The sequence below is a fragment of the Devosia crocina genome, assembly GCF_900116545.1.
GTDB classification, from domain to species: domain Bacteria; phylum Pseudomonadota; class Alphaproteobacteria; order Rhizobiales; family Devosiaceae; genus Devosia; species Devosia crocina.
Map to the genome: position 1 here is coordinate 1,920,130 of NZ_FPCK01000001.1, position 23,225 is coordinate 1,943,354.

Below are 23,225 nucleotides of genomic sequence, written 5' to 3' on the forward strand. Positions count from 1 at the left end.
GGAGTTCTGCCCCTTGCTTAGATGGACCGCCTTGCTGGCCAATGTTGCCGCCCTTGTGATTTTTCTCGTCGCCTTCGTAGGCTGGGTGATGGCTCCGCGTTCTGCAGTTGGGCAACTCGATTGGATGATTGCCGCGGCCATCGTGGCATTCATCGTTCTCAATCTGTTGGTGATCAGCCAGACGGCGGGCAACAACAGGGTATTTCGTCTTGTGAGCCTCTGGTTTGCAGCGAAAGAAGCCGAGCTTGAGGCGCGGGCTAAAACCAAGCCGGAAGCCTGATCACCCCGGCCACCCCTCCCCGATCGCTGCCTCTGCATCATCCATTGCGGCATGGCTGTTTGCCGACTGGATGGCCTCGCTGATGGCCCGGGCGCGAGAGGCGCAAGCCTTGACGTGCTGGGTCACGATCACGCCCAAAGCGCACATGGTTGGTTCGTCGAGGTCGACCCAGACGCCGGGCTGGATCTCATAGGGCACAGTGCCCAGCGTCGGATCGTTGGTGAAGGCGACGACGCCGCCGGTGATCTTCGCCTGCCCTTCCGCGTCGGTGCGGACATTCCAGCCCATGGCGGAAGTGCCACCCTTCTCCGCAGCATCCCAGCGCTGGCCGAGACGAGGCATCAGTTCCTCCCGCCGCTCTGCCAATGTCGGCTGGGGCTTGTTGACCAGCGTGTGGACGAACTTCACCTCTCCATCGATCCGTTGCACGGACTGGCCGGTGCTGATCTTGCCTTCAGGGATAGGATCGGCAGGTTCAGGGATGAACAGACGGATCGCTGCCAGTTCTTCCACCATCCAAAGCCGGGCGTAATTTTGCCAGCCGGGATGTTGCTGCCCGTCGATATTTTGACCAGCATATCGGACGAACTGGTTCGGTGTTTCTTCGAAATAAAGCGCATTCATGTGTTCACCTGATTGAAATCAATCTTGCTGTTTTGTTTCCGCCCGTTGTTGCCCACTGGAAAGTTCGATCACCTGTCGGGCCTGCCTGCGCTCTCGGTTCGTCCAAAACAGCAGCACGTGGCCCCAAGCCGCCCGCCCAAGACGTTCGCAATGTCATTTCAGGCGGCAAGGCGACAGGTTGCCCCGTACTAGCCCACGCCCAAAACCCGATGATTGCCCCCGGTTCGGTCAAGTTTATGCTTTTCGCAACCGACAATGCGGGAGTGCTCACCGTATCTTCACCCACAACGTCAATCATACTTGCGCCTCTATATGCAAGCATGATGCCTGTTTTTCGGGAGGTTCCGGTGGATGTGAAAAGGTATGACGGCGGTTCATTATTGGTTGCAATTCGCGAAAACAACGATGAACCGGAAACACCAAAAAGTTTCATTTCCCAACCTTCAGGCGTGGGCGCGCCAAAGTTGGAACCTCCCGAAAGGACAATTGCAATCAGTAGATCGCCTTCAGAATATCCTTGAGGGATTTGCAGTGTCGGGCTTCCAGATGCAACGTTGGTTATGAAAGCGCCAACAAATTCCGGTCCGGAGTAACCTTTTCTGCCAATCAGCGGTTTTGGAAAACCCGGCAAAATCATTCGATCACCACATAGCTGGTCGCGATTTCGGTGGTCGAAAGAGCTGTAAGCGTCACCAGAAGCCAACGAGCGCTCGTCACCGTCTCGGTCGGCAGATTGCCTCTGAAGTAGGTGCCCCAACTCACCGTGCGCTCAGTCGTCGTGCCGCCCTTTAGCAGCAGCATGATAGTGTCACCGGCCTCGATATTCGTGGGGTTCGATACCGCCATATTCCCGCTCAGGATGCAGACCCGAGCCCATGCATCCGTCCAGACCAGCGACCGGGTCGCGGCATAGGCCAGTGTGACCCAGGCTTTGGCCGCGCCAATCGTATCGGGAGCAACCAGAACGTCCGCGGTACGAGCCAGCAACTGCGCCGCAGTCGCCTCGTTCATGGCAGCGGCAGCACCGAGAGCTGCCGGCTGAACTGCTGTGTCGGCCTTTGCGCCTTGAGCCGCCGTGGCTTTGCCATCTAGCGCCTCTTGCAAGCCATCGATGCCGCCGATCGTCGTCGCGCCCGGCGGCCCCTGCAGCTCGGCGAGGGCAATCAGGTTTGCCCATGCACCGCCCGCCAAGCGCCACTGGACATGCGTTTGAGAGACCTGAAGCTCGATTTCGCGACCGTCAGCACCCGGATTTCCTGGTGAACCGGGCGCTCCTGGATCGCCATCCGTCCCATCCCTACCGGGCGAGCCTGGCTCGCCCTTGAGATCGACCAGCGCGATCAGATCGGTCCACCCATCCTCTCCCGCATAGCGCCACTGCACATGCGTCGGAGATTTCTGAAGCTCGACCTCGCGACCATCGGCGCCGTCAGCACCGGGTTCGCCATCATCGCCATCCTCGCCGTCTGCACCGGGGCTTCCGTCCTGACCAGGAGCACCGTCCGCTCCTTTGCCGAAGGGAATGCCATCAGACCAGCCACTGCCCTGCCGGATGAAGAGTTCGCCCGTGTCCGTGGAAAGATAAGCAAACCCTTCCGCCTCGCCATCATAAGCAGCGCGCTCCGCAAAGGTGCCAGTGGCATCGACATTGAAGCTGTCGCCCTGTTCGCCCTTCAGAGACGCCAGCCATTCCGCCCGACTGCCAACGAAGCCTTCAGCAACCGCAACCGCATAGGCATCATCACCCTTGTCACCAACGTCACCCTTCAGGGCGATGAGTGGAACGACTTCTTTCCAGTCAGTTTCGCCCACATAGCGCCACTGCACGTGGCTTTCAGAAGCGGACAATTCGATTTCGCGGCCATCAGCCCCCGGATTGCCGGGGTCGCCTTGATCGCCCTGTTCCCCTTTAAGCAATGAGAGCGCGATAAGGTCGCTCCATTCACTGGCCCCAGCATACCGCCATTGGATATGTGTCTCGCTGGTCTGGAACTGCACCTCACGCCCGTCTGCACCCCGCAGCAATTCCAGCGCCACAAGGTCAGACCAGATCGGATCACCGACAAGACGCCATTGCACATGCGTGCCCGAAGATCTGAGCTCGACATTGCGACCGGAAGGTCCAGGCTGTCCCGGCCCGCCCGTAGCGCCCTGGAGTGAAACCCCTTCCGTCCAGTCGCCCAATGCTGCCGAGAGCTTCACATAGATCAGGAACGGATCGACATCGATCTGCCAAAAGATAAAGCCCTGCGGTTCACCATCAAAGGCCGCGCGTTGCGCCAGCGTGCCCTTGGCATCGGGCGTGGCATAGTTGCCGGCCGCCAGCAGCTCGAGCAGTTCGCGCACACCGGCCTGCAGCCCATCGGTGACGATACGGATCTCGTATGGACCGCCTGCCTGCCCCTGTTGCACCCAATCATAGGCCAGGGTCAGCGCCGTATCGCTTTGCACCGAAGCGATGCGCATATTGCCATAGGGCGTCCAGAACACGTCGCCTGGCCGCGAAAGGGTAAACCGCGTGTTCTGGCCAGTTACGGCGCGCTCGCCCTGCGCAATGGTCGCCGTGCCGCCTTTGATTTCGGTAGGAAGTGTCATGGATGCCTCAGGCAAGAAAAAGCCCGCTCGAAGCGGGCATCAGGACCAGTGTTCGTCGTGTCGGTAGTCGGCGGGGATCGGCACCTGCGCCTCCAGTCGGTGCGAAGCTGCAATCATCGCCTCGATGAAGGCGAGCATGTCGTCGCGCTCCGGACCGCCCCGCAGGGTGATGGTGTTCTGCTTGCCCAGCGGGTAGCGCTCGGTGATCCGTCGCTCGCACTCGGCTTTGACGTGGTCGGGCGTGACGGCTCGTTCAAACAGCATGGGCGACGATCTCCACGAATTGCTGCCGATAGGGAAAGGGCGGCAGGATCGCGAAGCCATAAGTGCCCGGAACTGCCACGCGGAACACGAAAGGCCCCTCCCCGGTCAACTGCTCGCCCTCGTGCCAGATCTCTGTTCCTTGCGGCAGATCGAAGCTCACTTCAGAATTACCATCGGCCGGCACCTCGTATCGATCCTCTGCCACCTTCGGACGGTCGGTGACTTTGCCATAGCGGACGGAATGAAGGCTCGGGTCGGACTGGACGCCGCGGAGCACGACCTGACCCGGCTTCAAGACAGCCTCAACATCATGGCCTTCCTCGCTCTCATAAGCTGCAACGATGGGACCGGTTTTCGGCCCCATACTGGGCTCATAGATGGTGAAAAACATGGGACCTACTTCTGCATTGCCATGATGAGGATACGGCGCTTTTCGAGGATCACCTGGCTTTGACCGCGGAAGATAACCACCTCGACCCGATACTCGACGGTGGCGTTCGGCCGGCGATCAATGGCGAGGAAGGAAGTGTTGTTTGTCCCGGGCGGCACCAGCCACCGACGCTCCGCGACAACCCCGAAGCTGCCGAAAATCTTGACCTCGATATCGGCGCTTGAGCCGGCAGTGTTCACAATGTCCATGTTCATCCACACGGCATTGTAACGGTCATTGTCGGTGCTGCGGTTTTCCGCCCAGGCAGAGACCGTGAGCTGATAGTTTGAGCCCGGGATATGCTGGCCATCCTGCAAGCCGATGGAGCCGCGCGTGACGGCGCTCTGACCGAGAATTTCGGTGACCGCTGTCCCGTTGATGATGACTTGCCGCGCATCGAGCTTGTCAGCTGTGATATTCTCCGCCGTCAGATCGCGGATCAGCGCCCGGTTCATATAGACGGCACCGCCCTGGACGATGAAGGGCGCGAACGCAGCAGTGCTGCCAATGCTCGGCGTCACGGCAAACTGGTCAACCGCCAGCACGGCACGGGCAAGGCTGGCATTCACATCAAGGTAAAAGCCCGCCACGCGCCAGACGGCGCTTGATGTGGTGTTGACCCGCGCCTCGAATGCGAGGCGCGAATTGATCCCAAGTGGCCCGTTATAGACCCCCACGCGCATGCGAGCATTGGCCGTCGCGCCATTGACGGTGCTCGCCAGATCCGTGACCAGGTCGGCCTGGCTCGATATCGTGCCTTCGGCGTTTGAAACGCGCGTGGTGAGGGCCTGTACCGCAGAGGCATCGGCCTTGCTGCCAAGGCTCGACTGGACCGACGTGATGGCCTGACCCTGCGCGGTCAGCGTGCTCCCCTGCTGCGTGACAGTCGAGGTCAGCGCATTAAGCGCCGATTGGTTTGCCTTTCCCGGCAATGCGGCTTCGACCGATGACACGCGCTGCCCCTGCGCATTGATCGTGTCGCCTTGCTGGCTCACCGTCGATATCAGGGCATCGACGGCAGATGAACTCGCCTTTCCGGCCAACTCCGTCGACACGCTGACGATCTGCTGGGCAAGCGCGCTGTCAGGGCCAGTCGCAACCGTGATGGCACTCTGGAACGCCGCCGTGACGCGACCATCGCCAAGCCTGATCTCCTGCTTGGTCGTCTGGATGCGATCATAGCTGCTCAAGTCGAGGCCAGTCGTCAGGCGTTCGATCTGCCGCACCTTGTCGAGCAGGTCGCGCGCCGAGGTCAGCGCGAACTCGACGCCCTCATCGACCCAGTCATGATACTCAAGGATATCGGGCTTGAGCTGATCGAAACCGATCACTTCGCCATAGAGATCGAAATCGGAGAGCCGGATATCGGGCGTTGTGACCGGCAGCAGATCAGACCACTGGCCACTACCCTCACCCATGCGAACGAATATACCACGTACCTCATAAGAGGTATTCGGCAGGAACTGTCCGTTGAGGATGGCCGAAAACGGAGCGCCATAGGGGGCCTCGCCATCAAAGATTGGCAGAACGCCGCCGGCCAGAAAGACCTGCACCCGCACCGCCCGCACATCGGGCAGGTTCCGCGCATAGCGCACCTCGATTGCCGGTCGGCGGGGCCGACCCTGATCGTCATAGAGCACGGCCGGAAACACCTCCCAGCCCGTCATCAGCATGGGCAGCGGGCCGACAACGACCAGCGGGCCGTCGATCACCGGACGATAGTCGCCAGCGCCCCAATCGTAATCAGAAGGGTCGACTTCGGTGAGGTCGAGGATCACATCGAGGTTGGACTTATAAACCGCCCCATCGACACGGAAGAGCTTGCCGATATAGCCATTGCGCGAAGAGGTCCAGGCGAGTACGTCGCCCGGCTCGACACGCCGAAACTCCGGCCCCATCACCAGAGTGTGGCGGCGTGCGCGCAGCGCTTCGGCAAAGGCCCAGTTCATCAGGCGCTGCACCTGGCCGGGATAAGGCACCATGTCGAACGACACGGAAGTCATCAGCCTGCGATTGCCGTCCCGCGCCTCGAGATCGGGTCGCAGAATGGGGGGCGCCTTCTTGGCGTTCCACCCCTCGCCCGGATTGGGGTAGGTCGCGTCAAGCCCGTTGATCGTATCGGCAAGCGCAAAGAAGGGCGTAAAGCTCTGCTCTTCGCTCGACAGCACGTCGCCATCGGTGAAGGCCATGACCGGCTCACCGGGCGGGCCGACAAAGACGGTATAGACCCCGCCATTCTCGACGAGCCGCGCATTGGCCGCGGTCAGCAGCGCTTCGACAGCCGTCGCCACCTGCGCGCCGACCTGCATCTCGCCACCCGAACGATAGGTCGGCTCCGGCCCGGCAATGCCGGGAATGGACGCCTGGGCCGCACCGATGGCCGCGATCCAGTTCTGCACCGGCAGGCGCGCCGCCGAGACGTTCTGCATGCCGTAGAGCCACTGCCCCGAGACGCTGTCGCGAACGCCCCGCAAGAGATTATAGAGCTGCACGACCGGACTGAAATCGCCATTGCCGCCCCAGGTCGCCGGCTCGTTCCACCGGTGCGGCCCGTTGCCGCCGACGCTGCTGTCTTCGGCCGGATTGTAGAGCCGGGTTCCGATAGACACGAACTTGAGGTTTGGCACACCTTGGAAGAGCGGCTTGTCGCCCTCGTCATTGCGCTCCGGCGCCCGGGCATAGACGATGACATAGGGAATGCCCCGCCCTACGCGATCCGCTCCATAGGGGCGCTCCGCATTGCCACTGAAGGCGGCAACCAGATGCGGATCGGCAGTCGTCTGCGTACCGTCATAGAACCTGACCCAGAGATGGTCCCGGCCATCCTTTCGATACTGCTCGACCGGCCAGCCATATTCGCCATGAGCCTCGCTCTTGAGCAGCGTGCAATCGATGCCTTCCACGATCGGGTAGAGCAGTTCCCTAATGGGCAAATCGCCAATGGCGATGACGCGGGCCGACATCGTGCCGCCCTGGCCGAAGGTGCCGTGCCAGACCAGCGAACCGGCCGTGCAGTTGAACCCGAAATTGATCGAGCGGGGCACGTTGTCGCCAGCCTGCAGCTTGCCTTGCACACCGAACTTCGGTGGCTCGGGCTGGCCCTGAATTGCCTTGGCGATGAGGCTGACGGCGAGACCGGCCGCGATTTGCAGCCCTGCCGCCGTAAGACCAGCCAGAAACGTACCGGCGCCGAAGATCGCGGCGCCGATAGCGGTGAAAACGGTCATGGTTAGGAGCCCTCAGCCCAGCGGCTTCAGAAAATGGGTTTCAGCTTCGCGGAAGCCCGCGCGGCGGTAGATGATCCCGGCCCGCGGGAAGCTGGCGAGCGCAGCCATGCCGGCGAAGGCGCAGCCTTGCTCTGTGGCCCAGGACTCATAGGCGGCAAGCATCTGGACCGCGAACCTGCCTCGCGCCTCTGGCGCAATCCACCACACCGTTTCCATGGCATAGCGCACCGCGGCAAAGGGATGTTCCTGGGCACTGGCGAGCAAGACCCCTGCCCCATCACAGACGAGCGCGAGCAGCGAGGGTTCGGCTAAGTGCCGATCGACGAGCGCCATGGCGTGTGCAGCGCTGAAGGCGAAGGGCAATCCGCCAGCGGCATGGGCATCGCGCAGCAGCATGACCATGGGCACACGGTCAGCGATCGTCGCCAGCCGAATATCAGCCACGGCCGCCGCGCCCTTCATTGTCATTGACAGTGCCGCGCTTCGACGCCCCGGCAGTGTTGTCGCCCACGGCGCCCCAATAGTGATCCCAGTCACCGCACACGGCGGCATCCCTAAAAAAACTATCGCCGGGCGCGCGCACCTGCTGATCCTCATGGCTCCGGGTCGCCGGGTTGAACCGCAACAGCTCCTGAGTGCCGCTGGTGCAGGTCAGAACCGCCCCGCCCGCCTCGTTCTCTGTCGGCGTGCGGATCTCGACCCGATCGACGAAGCCAACGAACACTGGCTCGGCCGCATCGACGAGCTGCCGCGTCTCTGGGTCCAGCAAGCCGGTATGGATCTCCACCCGAGCCTGTTTGCAGTCATAGAGCCGGACTGCCGCTTCCACTTGATCGTGCAGTTGCGACATGGTGACCGCGACAGTCTCGACGCTCACACCGACAATGGCGGGAATGTCGCCGATCTGGATCAGCGAACCCGCGCCATAGAACGCGCGCGTTTCGCTGCCACGTGTTTCGGGATTGATGACCGGCGCCGAGATATTGGCGAGATCGGACCAGAACCCAACCGTGACAGGCGCACCTGTCGCCCGATCGCGGGCCGTCAACGTCAGAAAGTCACGCGGCAGCAATCGCCGCGCAGCCAAGGCCGCGACGGTGTTCGGAGAATAGGATTTCATTTGACCTGCTTGCTGAGCCGTCCGCTCGCAAGCGGCTGGCCTATCCGTCTTTGTTCGGGGTGACTCTTCGCAGCGCGAATGATTTTATGAAAACGTGGAGGGGCCCATGCACCGTGACGACAAGCCCGCGCTAATCGCGCTTGCGCTTCTGCTGACCGCTATTCTGCTGCTTGCGGCGTTCGAGATCAGCTCCCGACATGCGCCCTCCTATCCACCATCCCAGAACGACGCAGCCGGAATACAGCAAAACGAGGAAAGGGACGGTGGCGGAACCCAAAATGTTCAAACCGACTCCATGACCGATTGGCTTACTGTGGTGTTGACAGGTGTCGCAACGCTGATCAGCGCGATAGCAGTCAGGCTCGTCAATGAGACGCTAAAAACAAGTAGAGATGCATCATCCGCCGCGCTGGATGCCGTCGCGGTGAGCCGAGAGATTGGTGAACGGCAACTCCGGCCCTACATCGTTTATGACGGCGCAAGCTTTCATTTCGACGACGGAACACACTCCGTCCCTCCGCACGTGAAGGTCAAGGCTCGCTTCCGAAATGCTGGCATAAGCCCTGCCAAAGTCACTTCGTTTAGCTATTCAGTTTATGGGCCAAGCGATGCCGGCTGGACAAACAAAGGCACATCATGGCAGCAACTTCGTTCCACTATCGGTCAAAACAACACACAGTCGTTTGAGATACAGGGCATCACCGCCGACAAAGAATATAAATATAGCTGGTTCTCTGTCGGCATACTGGTTTGGTACGAAGGAATAACAGGAGCCCAATACGAGGACAGTGTGTGGCTCTTGTTCGACGGCGAAGAAATGCGGCAAGGTTTCCCGGATATGGGGCACGCATTATACAGGCCGGATCACTTGTCGCCTGCGCCATGATATCATCTCGCCTCAGTCGCGGAAAACGAAACGCTGCCCCGACCGGTGCGTGCGTCTGCCGACGCGGAGAGCGACCCCGGATCGATGGTCATCAGGCACCATGGCTTGGAGATGGAAACAGCCTGCCCCGCTGCCGTACCGGGCCACAGGTGCGGCATGATCTCGAACAGCGCTGTCGGGCTACCGCTCGCCAACTCTTGCAGCCGATAGAGCCCGGAGCCGATGCGGATCATATCGCCGATCGAGAGCTGCATCCCGGCAAGGCCGGAAACCCGCACCGACTTGTTATCGGCGCCGATCGTAGTCAGCGAGCCGTTGGGCAAAGCCGCCTTGCCAGGATGGCGCATCGGCCGGCAACGGCTCGACTGCCAGGCCGTGAACGTCATCTGACTGATCATGGCCTGCTCAATCCGCGTCCGCCACTGGTCGAGCAGATTGGCGCTCAGTGGCCGCGAAGTCCACGATGCCTGCCAAAGCGGCGATCCGAAATCCTTCACCCGGGTACGGCCCGACGCATGGCGGGACTGCTCTTGCCGGGCAAATAGGGAGAAGTCAGTCGACCAGCCTGGGAAGCCGGCGAGCAAATCGAGTGGTTCAACGAGGGGCAATGTGGAAGACTTTCGATCTCAGAATCAGGAGACTTAAACGATGCGCTACAATGATCGCTCGCTGCACTCAGTGGCCCTTGGGCTATTCGAAACCATCGAGGCAGATGGCGAGAAACTGGTGTCCACAACCGTCTACGTCACTCTGTCTTCCGCCGATGGAAAAGGCGCAGGTCCAGGCATCCAGATCAATTTGGCTTTCGAGGCAGATGAAACCACCTCCTTCGCAACTGCAAAGGCCATGTCGACTAAACTCGCTTACGAGATGATCCAACGGCTTGCTCGAGAAACGCCCGAAACCTTCACGGCGGCTGCGGACAAGGAGCCCATTTTCCGCACCGTTGCCAATTGATGCTTTTTGAAGCGCGGTCACCATTTGTGGCCGCGTGTTCTCACGATCTCCTTAACCCGCCCAGTAAACTCCGCCTGCTGCTTTGCAACCACCCGCTCAAGCCGCGCAACCGCAGCGACATCGGCGCCCCGCGCATCGATCGTCGGCGCAAAGGTGAAGCTGGGGCCGCTATCGCCCCGGCTGCTTGACGGCATTGCGGGCATGGGCGGCATCGAGACGATACCACCATCAGCATAACCGCGCGCGCCACGCCGCATGGCCTCGACAACACCCACCCCGCCCGCCCGCGCGATGTCCCGTTGCGACCAGACAACTTCCCCCTTGTGCACGACGCCGGCAGGCTGACGAACGCCGCCGGCACCGGTATAGCCGCCCTTGGAGAAGCCCTTACCGAACAACTGGCCAAAGATGCCGAAACCGCCGCTTCCACTGCCGAAGATATTGTTCATACCCATCGAAATCAGCTCTTTGCCGATATCGGAAAGGACGTTGGCGAAGATCTCTCCGGCACTCTTTCCTTCGAGGAAACCGTCGATCATCGTCTGCAAGGCGTTCTGCGCGGCATCGCGCAGGGCCTCCATCTGCTTGACATTGGCGCCCTGCGCCTCGGCTAGCTTGGCCGCTTCGGCCGTTGCCACTGCATAGGCTTCCGCCAGGCCTTCAATCTCCGCGCGGCGCTCCGGACTGAGGGCGATCCCGGCCTTGGTGGCAGCGTTCTCAAGCTCTAGCTGGGCCTTGGCCTTCTCAAGGGCATACCCATAGTCATTGACGAGCGGGTTCAAGGCGCGCTGGACCGCCGTCATCTTTTCGAGTTCAGCCGTACGATCGCGCCAACGCGACAGCTCATCACCGTAACGATCCGCTGACGACCTGCCACCTCCGCCTCCACGTGAGCCGCCGCCACCTTGCGTTGGCGGCCTGATCGGCCCACCGGGCCGCCCGTCGGTAGACAGATCGGGCCCGAGATCTTTGTTGAACTGACGCCAGCTGGGCATCGCGCCAAGATCGGTTGTGGCATTGGCGACAGCGGCCCGCGCTGCAGTTGCAGCATCGCGCATCGCATAGAGGTTGCCGATGACCGATGAAATGACCGCCTGAAGATCAGCGAACTCGGGATCTCCCACCGATCCGAGCGCTCGTATCGCCTCTTCTGCCGCCTCGGCAGAGCCCTTGCCTTCAAGCGCCTGCTGAAACAGATCCTGCACAGCCTCTCCGAGCGTGACCACCCCATTCTCGGTCTCGGCGACAGCAGTTCCAAAGCGTCCGGCAGTGTTAGCTGCGAGATTAGCAACTGCCTGCTCAGCATCGGCAAGCGCCAGCTCGAAATCTTGGGCCGTTCGCACGTTGCCGCCTAACGCTGCATTAAGCTTTACGAAAACTTCGGCGGGATCTTTCTGAGAGAGCGCATCGATGACGTTGGAAATGAAGCCGATCTCTCGTTCGCCCTCTTCGACGAACTGCGCCAGGCTATCGCCCATAAAGCCCCAGAATCGATCCCAGCCCTTGCTTTCTGGCAGGTTGTTGATTGCATCAGCGATGCGGATAATCGCCTCGGCAAGCCTATTGCTGGAGCCAACTGCGGCGTCTGCCTGACCGATGAAATTGAAGACTGCATCTCGTAGCAGCACAAAACCGTCGCTCACAGTAGCCGGCATATTGTCAGCTTCAATGCGCAATTGCTCGAGCTGGCTCGTGACACCAAACATCACGTCGGTGGTGATCTTGCCCTCTGAACCGAGGCGCCGCAGCTCATTCACCGAAACGCCCATGCTGTCAGCCAGAGCTTTCGACAGACGGCCGCCCGACTGGATGATGGTATTGAGGTCATCACCAGACAACTTGCCGCCTGCCATGGCTTTTGACCAAGCATCCATGACACTCCGTGCACGGTCGCCACGCACGGCGGATATCACGAGCGAGTTGTTCAACGTTTCGACAAGATCGAGTTGCTGTTGGGTGCTATACCCCAGAGCCGACAGTGCCTGTTGGTTCTGAAGATAGCCTTCGGCCGTTTGCTCGAGGCTGGAGTAAGTCCGCCTCGCCATATCTGAGAGGCGACCCAACACTGCGGCCCCTCGCTCTAAGCTGCCGGCGGCGTTGTTCACGCGGGAATTTAGGTCCGTCCAGGCCGATGTCATCTGAATGATGGACGTAGTGGTGAGCGCGATGCCCAACACGCCAAATGCACGGCCAACGACACCAAATGAGCCGACCATGCGGCTTTCCATGCTCTTAGCCGAGGCACTCAGGCTGTTGAACTGACGCTGAATGGATCGCACGCGCTTGTCGGTTTCCCCATTGGCTTTCGCCAAAGCGCGCTCGTATTTCGTCGTGCTCGCCTCTAGCGACACGATCAATCGTTCGATATCGGTGGCCATGTTTACCTATGGAGCGAAAGCCATGTCAGGGACAGGAATTCTAGCTTTGGTTGCGGTTGTTCTGGTGATCGCACTGCCGCTCGCGACCTTCTACAAGCCCTTCGCCGCCGGTATTCTTGGCGTTCTCGCGATGACGGCCGCTGCCGTTTTCTTCACCGTTTCGGGCAAGTCCGCGATGACTGAAACAACCGCGGCCGTGTTTGTCGTAGGAGCTTTCTTGTTGGCAGGCCTGCTCGCGGTAGCTCGCATTTTGATCGAGGTAAGGGACGCCATCGAAGCTAGAGACGAAAGCTAACCTTACCTTGGGGAATGAAGGCGCCATCCCAGAGGTAGGTTTGGGTGACGAGATCACCTCCTGACCCATCCACCTCCTGCAGCCGCTCCCAGATATAGTCCTTCTCGCTTTCGGAGAGCTTATTGCCCTCTTTCGGCGAATTGGCGTTCACATAGCCGTGCCACGCCGCCCAGAATTCCCACATGCTGGTGCGTTTGACTTCGGCCACTGTCCAGCCCATTGCGGCGCCGGCAGCATAGATGCGCGACATGCGAAACCTGCCATTCGGCAGATCGTCTAGTCGCTCACCGTCTCCCGCGCCGCCTCTGGCTCCCCCGGGGGCTCATCAGGCGCCCCCATGATCGCGGTTTCGAGAATGCCGCGCGCAAAGGATGCATTGAGCACCAGGTCTTGCGGCCGCGCCTCGACATAGGTCTGCACCAGCTTGAGCGCCTTTGCCGGTTCAGCGCCGCCACCAATCAGCCCCAGGCGGATCACTCCCGAGACATCCTCGATACGCCACTGGTTCGATGCCAGGCGCGCCACGACCACAAACGGTCCCGCATTGCAGATATCCTGCAGCTCTGCGAGCTCGCCCCAGGCCAGGGCGAACTCATACGTGCCATCCGCCCAATCAAGCGGCGGCGTCTTTCCCGATCGGCTCATCAGGTGGCCGCCGACGTGCGGACCATCTCGCCGTCAGACTGGAGCGAGAAATTGCCGGTCACGCGGCCGGTATTGCTCGGGGCGCCCAGCTCGGCGCTTTCGACATGCATGAAGCCAGTCCAGCTCCAAGTCGTCGTCGGAAACTCAAGCTCGAGCTTGACGGGAACGCTATTAGGGTTCTCGACGGCATCGAGCCAAGCCTCGACCGCCGCCTGGGCCAATACGCCCTCGCCCGATACCGCCATGGAGAGGCTGGTTGCGTCCCGCCCCAGCCAGTCGATAGCAGTCGGGTCATCGCAGTCGGGAATGTTGACCTCTTCGAGGTTCTTGCTGATCGTCAGCGATTTCGAGGTAAGCCCGCAGGGGGCGGTGTAGACGATGGGGTCGGCGCTATTGCCTAGCAGAATGCGCAGCAGGCCGCCTTTGGTGGTGACTGGTTTGGCCATGCGGCCCTCCTGTTTCAGTGAGTTTCGACCAGGGCAGTGAACTGGATCACGCCATGGTTGGTGACGCCGTCGCTTTCGCGAAGGATCCGGGTAATGCCCGCCTCGATAGAGACGAGCGCATTGCTGCTCATGGGCAGGTTGGCGCGGTGCAAGGCCTTGCGGACTTCGCCGACGATCTTCCGCGTCTGCACGCTGCCGTAAGCCTCGCCGGAGCCCCAAGACCAAACATCGATCTGAAAGGTGATGCTGAGACCGTCGATACAGTCGGCATCCTCCGTGTCGACGATGACCGGGCCAAAGCTAATATATGGGCTGCTCACGTCCGGCACGAGCACGCCACCAGCATTCCGCTCCGGCACCCGGTCGAAGATCTTGTTCTCGACAATCGCAACAAGCGCCGGTGTCTCGCGGAGCTTGTTCAGCGCCGCAAGCTGCAGTTCATAGGTCGGTTCCATGTCAGTTCCCGGCTGCTACCCGCTTGGCGGCTTTGGTGATGGCCCGGCTGACGCGGCCCCTTCCCTTGCGGCGATTTGCCCGCCAGCTCGGGTAAAAGAATGGTTGAGCGGCTGTGCCAGGATGCTCAGAGCCGGCGAACCTACCCTTGTTCAGATGAGGAGCAGTACCGAACTCCACGAACCGTGCGTAAAACGCATCGCCTCCACCAGCATAAACAGTGATGACAAGATCGCCGGAAGCGCGGCCGGACTTAACCTTGCCCAATGTCATCGCGCCGACAGGCGCATCGCCATAGGTCCATCCGATGCTGTCGCGCAGCGTTCCGCCCCCCGGAGAGACAGGAACAAGCGATTTTGCCATCGCAACCACTTCGTTTGCTGTCTGCTCCATAGCCTTGCGGATCTCAGCCTCGACCGCCCCAGGAAGGCGACGCAGCTTCTTCTTCAGCCGGTCGAGACCGATGATCTTTGTCGCCACTTACTGCCTGCCCTCCACCGCCAGAAACTCCAGCCACTGGTTCTTTCCATCCGGATCAGCCGGAGGAGAGGTGATGGCAAACACCCGCTTGTCATTGCGGGCATCCAAGAGCCGCCAGGCTGTTGTGATCTGCCGCGTCTGGGAAGTGTTGCGCACGGTGACCACAAACGGCTGAGAGCCACCCAGTCGGGCAGCATCGACGCCCTCGCCGCCGGTGCGGGGTGTCATGGCAGCGCTGATGGTGAACTGGGTGGCGAAGTCACCGACGCCTGGCAACGGATTTCCCCAGCCATCATCAAGCGGCGGAGCGAACTGGCAATGGACGCGCTCGCGCAGCGCCCCTGCGCGCCGATTGTCAGGCATCGGCCTTCTTCGTCGAACCGGTCACCAGCTCGGCAACGCCAGCTTTGACAGCAGCATCCGCACAAGCCTGCGTCACCGGGCCTTCCCATCCGGCCTTATAGCCGACGGTGGATTGGCTGGACGGTTTGAAATCGAAGTCCTTCTTGAACTTCAGGCGGGGAACGGTGCGTTCGGTCATGTCGGTGCTCCTTAGAGTGGCAGCCAGCGATAGGGATAAACAAGGCGACGAGCGGCAGCAGGAATGCCGTCCTCTGTCTCGGCGCTTCGATCGTCGTAGAAGGCGCCGACGACAAGGAAGCCTGCGACCTTGAACACCGCCTCCTGGCCAAACGGCACCAGAGACAAGTTGCAGAACCGCAACAGAGCCTTTTCGGCGGCGTCCATGTAGGACTGGATCACGGCATCATCGTCATCATGGTCGACGTGAATGGCCGCCTTGACCTCATCGATGGTCCAGAGCGGACCAAGTTCCTTGATAACGATATCGGCCATGTTCAATCTGCCTTCTTCGTCATGCGCTTCGTCTCGATGGGCGGCTCGACCTTGTTCTGTGTTTTTGGCTCAGCCTTCTGGCGCTTCAGGACGCCGCTTTCGAGCAGGTGCTTCACGTCGGCTTCTGAGGCGTCACGGACATCGCCGGGCCAGTACTGTTTGTCTCCGTAATGCTGGCGCAGAACATCGAACTTCATGGTTCTTCTCCTTCGGCTCATAGAGAGGAGGGCTGAAACTTCAGCCCTCCTCCTTGATCAGCTGACCGGCCTTAGGGTGTGGTGGGTGGGTTGATGTCGCCGGTGATGAAGGCTTCCGGACGGTATACCGCGAGCGCGAGACGCTCTTCGGCCAGGATCGTCACCTTGTTGCGAACGAAGTCATCGTTCTGGAAGCCGACTTCGATGCGGCTATCCCACTGGTCAAAGATCTGAGCACCCAGACGGAACGCGCCAGTCAGGAACTGACCAACGGCCATTGCCTGAGTGTCGACCACCGGCAGGCCCCAAAGGGTCGGTTGCGCCGTGCCCTGCGGATTGCCGATGATGTAGCGACCGTCGCCATCCTTCAGCGTCTCGATACCCGCCCAGTCGATTGGGTTGAGCACGTGGCCGGTGGCCGGGAATTCAGCCAAGGCGGCCTGCAGCATGGCAATGCGCAGGATATCGATAGCGGTCAGCGGCGTAGGAGAAACGAAACCCTCAGGGATTTCGAATTCCGTTGCCTGGGGCATGATGCCGTGAAGGTTTTCGCCAGTGCCGTCGCCGTTCAGGAGCTGCTGCTCTTCCTTGAGGGCAAGGCCGTAAAGCAGGCGCTCGTCGATCATCGACCGGACCTGCGAGAAGTCCGAGAGGATCTGCTTGGACGCACGGAACCAGTGCGCGATGACCTTGGTCGACACGTCCTTGTCCGTCAGCTTAATGTCGGACTGCGGCTTCAGGGCGCCTTCAGCCACCATGGCGGCATTGTTGTTGAAGCCGGTTTCCTGCAGGTACTGGATCAGCGGGCCATCGGTGCGACCCGGAGAGAGCAGCGCGCGAACGGTCAGACGCATCCGCGGCAGCCCAAGGACGCCCGGAACCCTGTTCGGGGTGATCCCGGCACCGACGGCGCCAGCCGTGTCGGTGGTGGCCGTCGTGATGTCAGCCTTGATATGCAGATTGGCCGCCGCGCCGGCGCGGGGAGCGGATGAGAGTGCCTTGAATTCGTCAGTTTCAACGAACTGCGAACCGTAAGACTTCTCGTCATCGCCGTCGCCGCCGTTAACCCGGGCAATCTTCTGTTCGATGTCGGCAACCTGCTCGGCCAGTCCGTTCATCTTGAGCAGCGCCTCGTCGGCCTGCTCCTTCAAAGACTTGGTCAAATCTTCGCCGGACTTGGCCTTGCCGAGTGCGTCCTCAGCGATAGCCTTAACGGCATCGACCGCCTTCTTGTGTTCGTCCTTAATCTCCTGCGCGAGCGCCTTAATGCCCTGGTCGTTGGGGGCTTCGAACGCGATCTGTGGAGCACCGAAATAGTTCATTGCGGGCGCAGTAAAGCGGCCGCCGGCCATAATGGCCACGGTAGAGGTCTTCATGATGTTTTCCTCGAATTGTGGGGATCAGCCCCGGAGAGCCTGCAAGAATGCAAGCGACTGGTCCGCTTCGGCAGGATCCCCCTGCCCCTTCAGGTGGACGCGCGCGGCACGCTCCGCCTGCGAATTCGAGAAGCCCAATCCCTTGAGCCACGTCTCGAATTCCCGCTCGGAAAGCCGGTCCCCGGCCTTGAGCTTGTCCGTCAACTCGGTAGCGGCCTTCATGGCCTTGACGCTCGATACCGTCGCGCTGCTGTTCGCGCCGATCGAGACCACCGAAACTTCCTTGAGATCGAGCTTCTCTAGGGTCCAAACGCCCGTGTCGGCGTCGACCTTGTACTCCCGAATGCGATAGCCGATCGAAAGACCGTCGATATCGCCTTCCTTGAGCAGCTCGTATGCCTCGCGAGCCCGCTGAACGCCCATGTTGAGCTTCCCGCGCAGGAAGAGGCCGGTGCTGTCTTCTTTGGCATCGAGCCACTTGCCGATCGGCTGAGAAGGATCATGCTGCCAGAACATCTTGGGCATCGTGCCGTTCGCTGCGTGCTCTGCGAGGCTATCGGCATAGGCCCCAGCGGCGATGATGTCCCCATAGCTGTCAGGCTCGCCACCAAACGTGCTGCCATAGCCCTCAAACTCGCCGCTGTCCTTCAGCGCCTTGATTTCGAGCACTGGCGCGGCTTGGGCGAACTGCAGCCCGCTATCCTTGCGCAGGAACATCGGAATTCTCCTCTTTACCGGCCTCTGTGATTGGCACGTTCTGCATCTGCATGCGCGGCACATCGCCGCCGTCGATTGGCGGCAAATTTTCGAGCTGCCGAACTTCGTTGATGGTCATGGCGCCCATCTGCGTCATGCGGGCGTAGAACTCAGCGCGGGCCTTGCTATCGCCGCGGAGAAGCCCCTCGAGGCTGAACTCAATGGTGATGCCCTCGACACGATCCTGAGGCGTCAGCAACTGCTTCTGCATGGCCTTTTCAATGCGACCGAGGCGGCGGCGCAGCGTGAACTTCTGAAATCCAAGCGTCTGCTGCTCAAGCCCAGTGCCCCAGCTGGTCGCTTTCTCGGTGTGCCCAATCATGTGCGGAGGAACACCAAACATCATGCAGACCTGATTAACGGAAAAGGCACGAGATTCGAGCATCTGCGCATCTTCGGGTGTCAGCGAAAGGGTTTTGACCTCTTGACCGCCTTCGGCGATGAACGGGCGACCTGCGTTCATGGCGCCGAGAAACTTCTGCTGCAGTCGAGCCTCCACCTGCTCATATTGTTCCTTCGTAAGAAACTCCTTGAACGACAGCACCACGCTGGGACGCAAGCCGTTGGCAAACATGCCCCCCGCGGTTCGATCCTGCGCTTGGGCCAGACCGAAGGCGTGGCGACCATAGGTTAAGGTCGAAAGACCACCTTCTGGGCCGCCGCCGAATCCTCGGATATGGAGCACCTCATCCTGCGGCAGGTCATAGGAGACGCCGTTCTCGCTCCAGCTGTATCGCAGCTCGCCATTAGCCTTGCGCTTGACGGCTACGATGTCGGCGCGAGCCGGAGTCAGACCGACGATCTCTCGTTGTGTGTTGCGGTTCTTCCGGGCAATCCCGTTGCCCTGCAACTCTAGGTTGGCCGAGATGAACTCGAGGAAGTCGACCGCCGTCTGATCGGCGTTCGGGCTGTCATGCAGCACGCGCCAGAGACGGTGATCGCGGGCGAGATCCCGGCTTCCGTCTGCCTTGGTCCGGTACACCATCAGCGGCAGCGTGCCGATCGTGCCAGCGATCAGGTTAACGCACGCCCAGGCCGCAGCAATGGCGAGAACGTCTGGCGTTGCCATCCGCTCGCCTGACCACGTCCGCTCGTAGGCCCAGTTCTGCGTATTAACGACCGACAATGGCTCTATGCGCTCGACCGGCGCAGCAGCCTTGCTTTCGATCCCCAAGAAGGGAGCAATTGTCTTCTGCAACCAGTTCATGCCGCCCCCGTGAGACGATTGATGTAGTCGTCTAGGCCCGAGCTTTGAGCAACGGGATTGCGGCTCATCAGCGTCACAGCATTGAACAGAGACATTGCCGGGTCGATCTTCGCGTCACCGGCCGATTGCTTTGTCGCCCGAATGGCCGTTGCCGTTGGCTCAATCTTGAGATTGCCGACACACCAGTTCATCATCTCGCCTCCGGCATGCACCAGCATTCCGTTCTTCAGTCGGCGTTCACTGGTCTTGATGGCATTCATCATGCCGATGCCTTGAGGAGCGCCGACCAGAAGTCCATTTTCGACGGTGACGCCAATCTCGGCCAGCGCATCGACCAACTCACCGAGCCCAGCTGGATCGACAGATACGCCGCCAAGCTTGCCCACCTGATTGATCTGGTCGATCAGGTCGACGATCTCGCCGATATCGGACAGAGCGTCATCGACGATCGTCAGCTCTCCGGCCTTCGAGTATTCAAGCAGACGCGGCGCAATGCTCTGTCGCAGCTCGAGCACGCCACGATCGCACCAGGCGCGGCTCCAGGCTCCCCAGCGCTTCATGTAAGCGAGGCGTCTTTCGCCGTTAGCGACGATCTCGACTTCCAATTCAGCTGGCTCACGCCCAAGTGCAGTGAGGCCGAAGAGGTCATCCAGCCCGCCGCCGTCGAGGCCGACGACGACACACTCGCTTCGTTCGACCAGGGCGGCAAGTGCATCTCGCCGACTGAGCTGCGCCAACCTCGGATCTGCAGCCTTCTCCCAATACTGCACCCCAGCCCAGGCTTCATGTTTGAGCCCGACGCCTATCTCAATATTGAGATGCTGGCTGGCCCAGATCCGAACCGCGTGTTCGCCTTTGAGCTTCTCCGTTTCCCAGTCTGGCACCAGTGTACCCAGATGAACCGACCGGCCTAAATTCGGCATGACCATCGGCCAGTTTTCCGGGTCTGACCACTGCGCCTGATCTTTGGCAATCGCCTCTGGAAACTCGTAGAGCAGCGGCAATGTCGGGCGAATGACCTTGCCACGAAATTTGCCGTCGCGGATCTGCCGCGCCATTTTGAGCTCTTCCTTGAAAGCTCCAGCCGGCGCATCATCGCTTTGCGTCGTGGTGATGAGCAGAACACCTTCCGGCGTTTTGTCGAGACCACCACGGATCTGCCTCAGCACCTTCGTTGTGTGCACGTTTCGCCCGAGCAGATGCAGTTCGTCGAGCAGCGCGAAGATCAGGATTGACCCCGTCAGGATATTGAGATCGAAAGTTTTGACCTTCATCTCCGAACCGTTCGACAGGTCCTCGATGGTCTTGATGTGATCCCGTGGCCGGAACCGCTTCATCAGATCCTTCGATTCCTCGATCATCCCGACCGTCTGCTCATAGGCGCGATCTGACACCGCCTGCGTTGGCCCGATAAACAGCGCCTCCGCCCGTGGCCGCTGGTTCATCGCCATCGCCGTCAGCATTAGTCCGGCCGAGTAACTGGTCTTTGATGACCCTTTCGGTGCGAGCGCGAAGATATCGCGGATATAGCGTTCATTCGTCGCCGGGTTCCAGGACCCGAATACGGCGGCCACCAGGTCTTTGAACCACTGCCCTGCCGCATTTTCGAGCTTCGGCTTCCCCGGCACGTCGGGCAACTGTAGCTCGTTGAAGATATCAAGGCCCATACGGGCTTCGGCTTCGTTGAGCGGCAGGTCGGGAACCAGGGAGCGGCCCTCAGCCATCCGCTCGCGCCAGTCCAGGCAACTCAGATCCCACATGTCAGTTAATCGACCCCTGACGGCGCGCCATCAACCGGCCGAGCGGCGTATCGGCGTCTGGCGTATGTGCATCGCGCAACGCCTGCTCCTTCTTGCCCAGCTTCTCGGCTTTCGGCGCCCGGGGGTGTGAGGCAGCAAGATCATGCTTCTCTAGACGCCGCCCGACTTCTTTCATGGCCGCGACATTCCCTGCATCAACCTCGCTCGCCAACTTGCCGAGCAACCATGCCTCAGCCTGCAGCCTCGCCCCCAGACGCCGGGACAGCAGGTGAAAATAATTCTTGCGCAAAGTCGGCTCCGAAATGCCCAGAGCGAGCGCAATCTCCTCATTGGTCCGCCCGAACGCCAGCAACATGTTGACCTTGCTGATATTTTCTTTAGTCACCAAATGCGCCGGCCGCCCCCGCTTGCCCCGCCCCTCTGGAACCGGCAAACCGAAGAGGTCAAAATCCTCACTCATCGAAAAAAAACCTCTACATGAGGGGGACGCGGGTGCGGGAAAGCGAGGCCTTCCAGACTTTTGGACGCCCCCCCTGGTGTGCCCGCCGGGTCAGCCGCCGCGCCGCTCTTCCCTCTGCGCCTCGCTGTCGTGCCATGCCTTCGAAACGGCTTCGAGGTTGTTGATGTCCCAGAACAGTTGCTCATCGCCCTTGTGCGGCACCTTGTGGTGGACGACCGCGCTATTCGGCGCAGGTGCCTTTCCAGCCAGCAACACGCCCGTGCGCTGGCAGCGGCAGAGATCGCGGACAAGCACATCCTGCCGCAGCTGCGCCCAGCGAGCCGACCGATACCACCGGCGAACCTCATTGATGTTGAACGACTGAGCCGTGTCGCGCGTCTCGCGCATCGAGGCGATACGAGGTGCCATCTTGGCAACGGCAGGCTTGAGCGCCGGAACCTTCGCCATGCGCCACACCCCAGAAACACGAAAGGCGCCTCGGTTTCCCGGTGCGCCTAGCTTCAGACCTGTTTTGTTGTGGTGAAGCTATGTCAAACTTTACCCACACGTCAATACCCTATCCGACAATACCCAAGATCACCCGCTCGGCCCTGCCCTTCGCCTCGGGATCGAACCAGGGCGGCGTTGCATCATTGGGCCGGCGCACCACGAAGTCGCTCAACACGAACGGCACGTTGAGCATCTCGACGAGATCACACAGCCCCAGCCACCAGACGCAATAGGCCCGCCGCGCCTCTTCGACGATCAGAGGATGGGTGCCCACCAGTTCCTTCGGCGCGAGGCCCAGATAGCCGCGCTGCGTTGCCGGGTCGCGCCAGAGCTTCTTCGGCCTGCCCTTCTTGTCGAGCGGCTGCACCCACTCGCCCGGCCCTTCCTCGTGCCATTCTGGCCGCGTGGCCGAGCGCGCATGCTTGACCACCAGCATCTTGGCCTCGGCAGGCAGCCGCATCACCGCATCGAACACCACGGCCGCATCTTCCTTGCAGTGGATGGCGACGAACCGCGAGCCAGCCGAGGACGTATCAACCCGCGTTCCCAGTGCCAGAACCTCGGCCATGGAGCTGTCAGAGGACCACGTTGGCATGCTCGGCATCATGCCACGGGCCACAGCCTCGATTTTCTGATCCCGAAAGGCCCAGACAACCAGCTCTTCCACATCAATCGTCTGGGCCATGGTCCTATTCCTCACTCTTAGAGGGTCTAAGAGGTTTCTTCTCAAACCTCTTTCGGAAATTGCGAAGCAAATAGAGGGAGATAAAGAGGGTGTGAGGGTTGAGAGGATCGCCGCACGCTCATGAGGCCGATTTCGCCGCTCGCCGCATCACCCAAAACCCGCACCCCTCACCCCTTCCATAGGATACACGAGAGACAACCCTCTTGACCCTCTCAGATTTCTCGCAAGTGACTGATTTTGCTGTTGATTTCAGACGCAGAGGGTTGCATTTCACCCTCTCGAAAACCTCTCAACCCTCTGTCGCGCCGCGCAAGCGGCGAGAGGGTTGAGACTTCCGTTTTTCTTCTCTGATGAGGGGGT

30 protein-coding genes are annotated in these 23,225 nt (G+C 60.7%); 4 read left to right on the forward strand and 26 right to left on the reverse strand.

Annotated features, from left to right (window positions below; translation table 11 throughout):
• The first annotated feature begins 31 nt into the window (after positions 1-31).
• Positions 32-280, forward strand: a complete 249-nt coding sequence (locus BM364_RS09375; RefSeq protein ID WP_092423578.1) for a hypothetical protein — start codon at positions 32-34, stop codon at positions 278-280.
• On the opposite strand, the gene BM364_RS09380 is transcribed toward BM364_RS09375, so the two are convergent.
• The 8 genes from BM364_RS09380 to BM364_RS09410 are packed head-to-tail and all read right to left on the reverse strand — an operon-like array spanning position 281 to position 8,540.
• Positions 281-904, reverse strand: coding sequence for a DUF4376 domain-containing protein (locus BM364_RS09380; RefSeq protein ID WP_092423580.1), 624 nt, complete (start codon positions 902-904; stop codon positions 281-283).
• Between the two features lie 4 nt (positions 905-908).
• Entirely contained in the window at positions 909-1,541 is a 633-nt protein-coding gene (locus tag BM364_RS18205; RefSeq protein WP_139232555.1) for a hypothetical protein, read from the reverse strand.
• A complete protein-coding gene (locus BM364_RS18470; RefSeq protein ID WP_092423582.1) occupies positions 1,538-3,499 on the reverse strand; it encodes a collagen-like triple helix repeat-containing protein in 1,962 nt (653 codons plus the stop codon). The genes BM364_RS18205 and BM364_RS18470 overlap by 4 nt, the downstream gene beginning before the upstream one ends.
• A 39-nt stretch (positions 3,500-3,538) precedes the next feature.
• Positions 3,539-3,763: a hypothetical protein gene (locus tag BM364_RS09390; protein ID WP_092423584.1), complete on the reverse strand. Its 225-nt coding sequence runs from the start codon at positions 3,761-3,763 to the stop codon at positions 3,539-3,541.
• Positions 3,753-4,154 (reverse strand): hypothetical protein, encoded by a 402-nt coding sequence (locus BM364_RS09395; protein ID WP_092423585.1) that lies wholly within the window; start codon positions 4,152-4,154, stop codon positions 3,753-3,755. The genes BM364_RS09390 and BM364_RS09395 overlap by 11 nt, the downstream gene beginning before the upstream one ends.
• A 5-nt stretch (positions 4,155-4,159) precedes the next feature.
• A complete protein-coding gene (locus tag BM364_RS09400) occupies positions 4,160-7,420 on the reverse strand; it encodes a phage tail protein (RefSeq protein WP_092423587.1) in 3,261 nt (1,086 codons plus the stop codon).
• A 12-nt stretch (positions 7,421-7,432) separates the two neighbouring features.
• Positions 7,433-7,864 (reverse strand): GCN5 family acetyltransferase, encoded by a 432-nt coding sequence (locus BM364_RS09405; protein ID WP_244542813.1) that lies wholly within the window; start codon positions 7,862-7,864, stop codon positions 7,433-7,435.
• On the reverse strand, positions 7,857-8,540 hold the full coding sequence (locus BM364_RS09410) for a hypothetical protein (RefSeq protein WP_092423591.1): 684 nt from the start codon (positions 8,538-8,540) through the stop codon (positions 7,857-7,859). Before BM364_RS09410 ends, BM364_RS09405 begins: the two co-directional genes overlap by 8 nt.
• Before the next feature lie 106 nt (positions 8,541-8,646).
• Between BM364_RS09410 and BM364_RS09415 the strand changes: the two genes are divergently transcribed.
• The gene (locus BM364_RS09415; RefSeq protein ID WP_092423593.1) at positions 8,647-9,426 is read left to right on the forward strand and encodes a hypothetical protein; all 780 of its coding nucleotides are present in this window, start codon (positions 8,647-8,649) and stop codon (positions 9,424-9,426) included.
• A gap of 2 nt (positions 9,427-9,428) precedes the next feature.
• On the opposite strand, the gene BM364_RS09420 is transcribed toward BM364_RS09415, so the two are convergent.
• Positions 9,429-9,824: a hypothetical protein gene (locus BM364_RS09420; protein WP_244542814.1), complete on the reverse strand. Its 396-nt coding sequence runs from the start codon at positions 9,822-9,824 to the stop codon at positions 9,429-9,431.
• A gap of 250 nt (positions 9,825-10,074) precedes the next feature.
• On the opposite strand from BM364_RS09420, the gene BM364_RS09425 reads away from it, so the two are divergent.
• Positions 10,075-10,383: a hypothetical protein gene (locus BM364_RS09425; RefSeq protein WP_092423597.1), complete on the forward strand. Its 309-nt coding sequence runs from the start codon at positions 10,075-10,077 to the stop codon at positions 10,381-10,383.
• A gap of 17 nt (positions 10,384-10,400) precedes the next feature.
• On the opposite strand, the gene BM364_RS09430 is transcribed toward BM364_RS09425, so the two are convergent.
• On the reverse strand, positions 10,401-12,695 hold the full coding sequence (locus BM364_RS09430) for a tape measure protein (protein ID WP_175528534.1): 2,295 nt from the start codon (positions 12,693-12,695) through the stop codon (positions 10,401-10,403).
• Between BM364_RS09430 and BM364_RS09435 the strand changes: the two genes are divergently transcribed.
• The gene (locus BM364_RS09435) at positions 12,682-13,056 is read left to right on the forward strand and encodes a hypothetical protein (protein ID WP_175528535.1); all 375 of its coding nucleotides are present in this window, start codon (positions 12,682-12,684) and stop codon (positions 13,054-13,056) included. The genes BM364_RS09430 and BM364_RS09435 overlap by 14 nt on opposite strands.
• On the opposite strand, the gene BM364_RS09440 is transcribed toward BM364_RS09435, so the two are convergent.
• From BM364_RS09440 to BM364_RS09515, 16 genes are all read right to left on the reverse strand, one after another.
• Entirely contained in the window at positions 13,040-13,306 is a 267-nt protein-coding gene (locus BM364_RS09440; protein WP_092423602.1) for a hypothetical protein, read from the reverse strand. The genes BM364_RS09435 and BM364_RS09440 overlap by 17 nt on opposite strands.
• Positions 13,307-13,332: 26 nt before the next feature.
• A complete protein-coding gene (locus BM364_RS09445) occupies positions 13,333-13,701 on the reverse strand; it encodes a gene transfer agent family protein (protein ID WP_092423604.1) in 369 nt (122 codons plus the stop codon).
• Positions 13,701-14,147 carry a phage tail tube protein gene (locus BM364_RS09450; protein ID WP_092423605.1) on the reverse strand — a complete coding sequence of 149 codons (447 nt, stop codon included), beginning with the start codon at positions 14,145-14,147 and terminating at the stop codon, positions 13,701-13,703. Before BM364_RS09450 ends, BM364_RS09445 begins: the two co-directional genes overlap by 1 nt.
• A gap of 14 nt (positions 14,148-14,161) precedes the next feature.
• Positions 14,162-14,602: a DUF3168 domain-containing protein gene (locus BM364_RS09455; RefSeq protein WP_092423607.1), complete on the reverse strand. Its 441-nt coding sequence runs from the start codon at positions 14,600-14,602 to the stop codon at positions 14,162-14,164.
• Between the two features lies 1 nt (position 14,603).
• Positions 14,604-15,080, reverse strand: coding sequence for an HK97-gp10 family putative phage morphogenesis protein (locus tag BM364_RS09460; RefSeq protein WP_092423609.1), 477 nt, complete (start codon positions 15,078-15,080; stop codon positions 14,604-14,606).
• Positions 15,081-15,443, reverse strand: a complete 363-nt coding sequence (locus BM364_RS09465; RefSeq protein ID WP_092423611.1) for a head-tail adaptor protein — start codon at positions 15,441-15,443, stop codon at positions 15,081-15,083.
• Positions 15,436-15,621, reverse strand: a complete 186-nt coding sequence (locus tag BM364_RS09470) for a hypothetical protein (RefSeq protein WP_092423613.1) — start codon at positions 15,619-15,621, stop codon at positions 15,436-15,438. The genes BM364_RS09465 and BM364_RS09470 overlap by 8 nt, the downstream gene beginning before the upstream one ends.
• A gap of 11 nt (positions 15,622-15,632) precedes the next feature.
• Positions 15,633-15,935: a head-tail connector protein gene (locus BM364_RS09475; protein ID WP_092423615.1), complete on the reverse strand. Its 303-nt coding sequence runs from the start codon at positions 15,933-15,935 to the stop codon at positions 15,633-15,635.
• Between the two features lie 2 nt (positions 15,936-15,937).
• The gene (locus BM364_RS09480) at positions 15,938-16,132 is read right to left on the reverse strand and encodes a hypothetical protein (RefSeq protein ID WP_092423617.1); all 195 of its coding nucleotides are present in this window, start codon (positions 16,130-16,132) and stop codon (positions 15,938-15,940) included.
• 71 nt (positions 16,133-16,203) lie between these two features.
• On the reverse strand, positions 16,204-17,454 hold the full coding sequence (locus tag BM364_RS09485) for a phage major capsid protein (protein ID WP_244542841.1): 1,251 nt from the start codon (positions 17,452-17,454) through the stop codon (positions 16,204-16,206).
• Positions 17,455-17,532: 78 nt separating this feature from the next.
• Positions 17,533-18,225 carry an HK97 family phage prohead protease gene (locus BM364_RS09490; RefSeq protein WP_092423621.1) on the reverse strand — a complete coding sequence of 231 codons (693 nt, stop codon included), beginning with the start codon at positions 18,223-18,225 and terminating at the stop codon, positions 17,533-17,535.
• On the reverse strand, positions 18,206-19,471 hold the full coding sequence (locus BM364_RS09495) for a phage portal protein (RefSeq protein WP_092423623.1): 1,266 nt from the start codon (positions 19,469-19,471) through the stop codon (positions 18,206-18,208). Before BM364_RS09495 ends, BM364_RS09490 begins: the two co-directional genes overlap by 20 nt.
• Positions 19,468-21,231: a terminase TerL endonuclease subunit gene (locus BM364_RS09500; protein ID WP_092423625.1), complete on the reverse strand. Its 1,764-nt coding sequence runs from the start codon at positions 21,229-21,231 to the stop codon at positions 19,468-19,470. The genes BM364_RS09495 and BM364_RS09500 overlap by 4 nt, the downstream gene beginning before the upstream one ends.
• A gap of 1 nt (position 21,232) precedes the next feature.
• Positions 21,233-21,691 (reverse strand): helix-turn-helix domain-containing protein, encoded by a 459-nt coding sequence (locus BM364_RS09505; RefSeq protein WP_092423627.1) that lies wholly within the window; start codon positions 21,689-21,691, stop codon positions 21,233-21,235.
• 90 nt (positions 21,692-21,781) lie between these two features.
• Positions 21,782-22,138: a hypothetical protein gene (locus tag BM364_RS09510; protein ID WP_092423629.1), complete on the reverse strand. Its 357-nt coding sequence runs from the start codon at positions 22,136-22,138 to the stop codon at positions 21,782-21,784.
• A 109-nt stretch (positions 22,139-22,247) separates the two neighbouring features.
• Complete coding sequence (locus BM364_RS09515; RefSeq protein ID WP_092423631.1) at positions 22,248-22,865, reverse strand: hypothetical protein; 618 nt, start codon at positions 22,863-22,865, stop codon at positions 22,248-22,250.
• Positions 22,866-23,225 lie beyond the last annotated feature (360 nt).

Bases quoted from the DNA above. Each gene is read 5' to 3' on its own strand.
- BM364_RS09380 (WP_092423580.1), bottom strand. From the start codon at position 904: ATGAATGCGCTTTATTTCGAAGAAACACCGAACCAGTTCGTCCGATAT.
- BM364_RS18205 (WP_139232555.1), bottom strand. From the start codon at position 1,541: ATGATTTTGCCGGGTTTTCCAAAACCGCTGATTGGCAGAAAAGGTTAC.
- BM364_RS18470 (WP_092423582.1), bottom strand. From the start codon at position 3,499: ATGACACTTCCTACCGAAATCAAAGGCGGCACGGCGACCATTGCGCAG.
- BM364_RS09390 (WP_092423584.1), bottom strand. From the start codon at position 3,763: ATGCTGTTTGAACGAGCCGTCACGCCCGACCACGTCAAAGCCGAGTGC.
- BM364_RS09395 (WP_092423585.1), bottom strand. From the start codon at position 4,154: ATGTTTTTCACCATCTATGAGCCCAGTATGGGGCCGAAAACCGGTCCC.
- BM364_RS09400 (WP_092423587.1), bottom strand. From the start codon at position 7,420: ATGACCGTTTTCACCGCTATCGGCGCCGCGATCTTCGGCGCCGGTACG.
- BM364_RS09410 (WP_092423591.1), bottom strand. From the start codon at position 8,540: ATGAAATCCTATTCTCCGAACACCGTCGCGGCCTTGGCTGCGCGGCGA.
- BM364_RS09415 (WP_092423593.1), top strand. From the start codon at position 8,647: ATGCACCGTGACGACAAGCCCGCGCTAATCGCGCTTGCGCTTCTGCTG.
- BM364_RS09420 (WP_244542814.1), bottom strand. From the start codon at position 9,824: ATGATCAGTCAGATGACGTTCACGGCCTGGCAGTCGAGCCGTTGCCGG.
- BM364_RS09425 (WP_092423597.1), top strand. From the start codon at position 10,075: ATGCGCTACAATGATCGCTCGCTGCACTCAGTGGCCCTTGGGCTATTC.
- BM364_RS09440 (WP_092423602.1), bottom strand. From the start codon at position 13,306: ATGTCGCGCATCTATGCTGCCGGCGCCGCAATGGGCTGGACAGTGGCC.
- BM364_RS09445 (WP_092423604.1), bottom strand. From the start codon at position 13,701: ATGAGCCGATCGGGAAAGACGCCGCCGCTTGATTGGGCGGATGGCACG.
- BM364_RS09450 (WP_092423605.1), bottom strand. From the start codon at position 14,147: ATGGCCAAACCAGTCACCACCAAAGGCGGCCTGCTGCGCATTCTGCTA.
- BM364_RS09455 (WP_092423607.1), bottom strand. From the start codon at position 14,602: ATGGAACCGACCTATGAACTGCAGCTTGCGGCGCTGAACAAGCTCCGC.
- BM364_RS09465 (WP_092423611.1), bottom strand. From the start codon at position 15,443: ATGCCTGACAATCGGCGCGCAGGGGCGCTGCGCGAGCGCGTCCATTGC.
- BM364_RS09470 (WP_092423613.1), bottom strand. From the start codon at position 15,621: ATGACCGAACGCACCGTTCCCCGCCTGAAGTTCAAGAAGGACTTCGAT.
- BM364_RS09475 (WP_092423615.1), bottom strand. From the start codon at position 15,935: ATGGCCGATATCGTTATCAAGGAACTTGGTCCGCTCTGGACCATCGAT.
- BM364_RS09480 (WP_092423617.1), bottom strand. From the start codon at position 16,132: ATGAAGTTCGATGTTCTGCGCCAGCATTACGGAGACAAACAGTACTGG.
- BM364_RS09485 (WP_244542841.1), bottom strand. From the start codon at position 17,454: ATGAACTATTTCGGTGCTCCACAGATCGCGTTCGAAGCCCCCAACGAC.
- BM364_RS09490 (WP_092423621.1), bottom strand. From the start codon at position 18,225: ATGTTCCTGCGCAAGGATAGCGGGCTGCAGTTCGCCCAAGCCGCGCCA.
- BM364_RS09495 (WP_092423623.1), bottom strand. From the start codon at position 19,471: ATGAACTGGTTGCAGAAGACAATTGCTCCCTTCTTGGGGATCGAAAGC.
- BM364_RS09500 (WP_092423625.1), bottom strand. From the start codon at position 21,231: ATGTGGGATCTGAGTTGCCTGGACTGGCGCGAGCGGATGGCTGAGGGC.
- BM364_RS09505 (WP_092423627.1), bottom strand. From the start codon at position 21,691: ATGAGTGAGGATTTTGACCTCTTCGGTTTGCCGGTTCCAGAGGGGCGG.
- BM364_RS09510 (WP_092423629.1), bottom strand. From the start codon at position 22,138: ATGGCGAAGGTTCCGGCGCTCAAGCCTGCCGTTGCCAAGATGGCACCT.
- BM364_RS09515 (WP_092423631.1), bottom strand. From the start codon at position 22,865: ATGGCCCAGACGATTGATGTGGAAGAGCTGGTTGTCTGGGCCTTTCGG.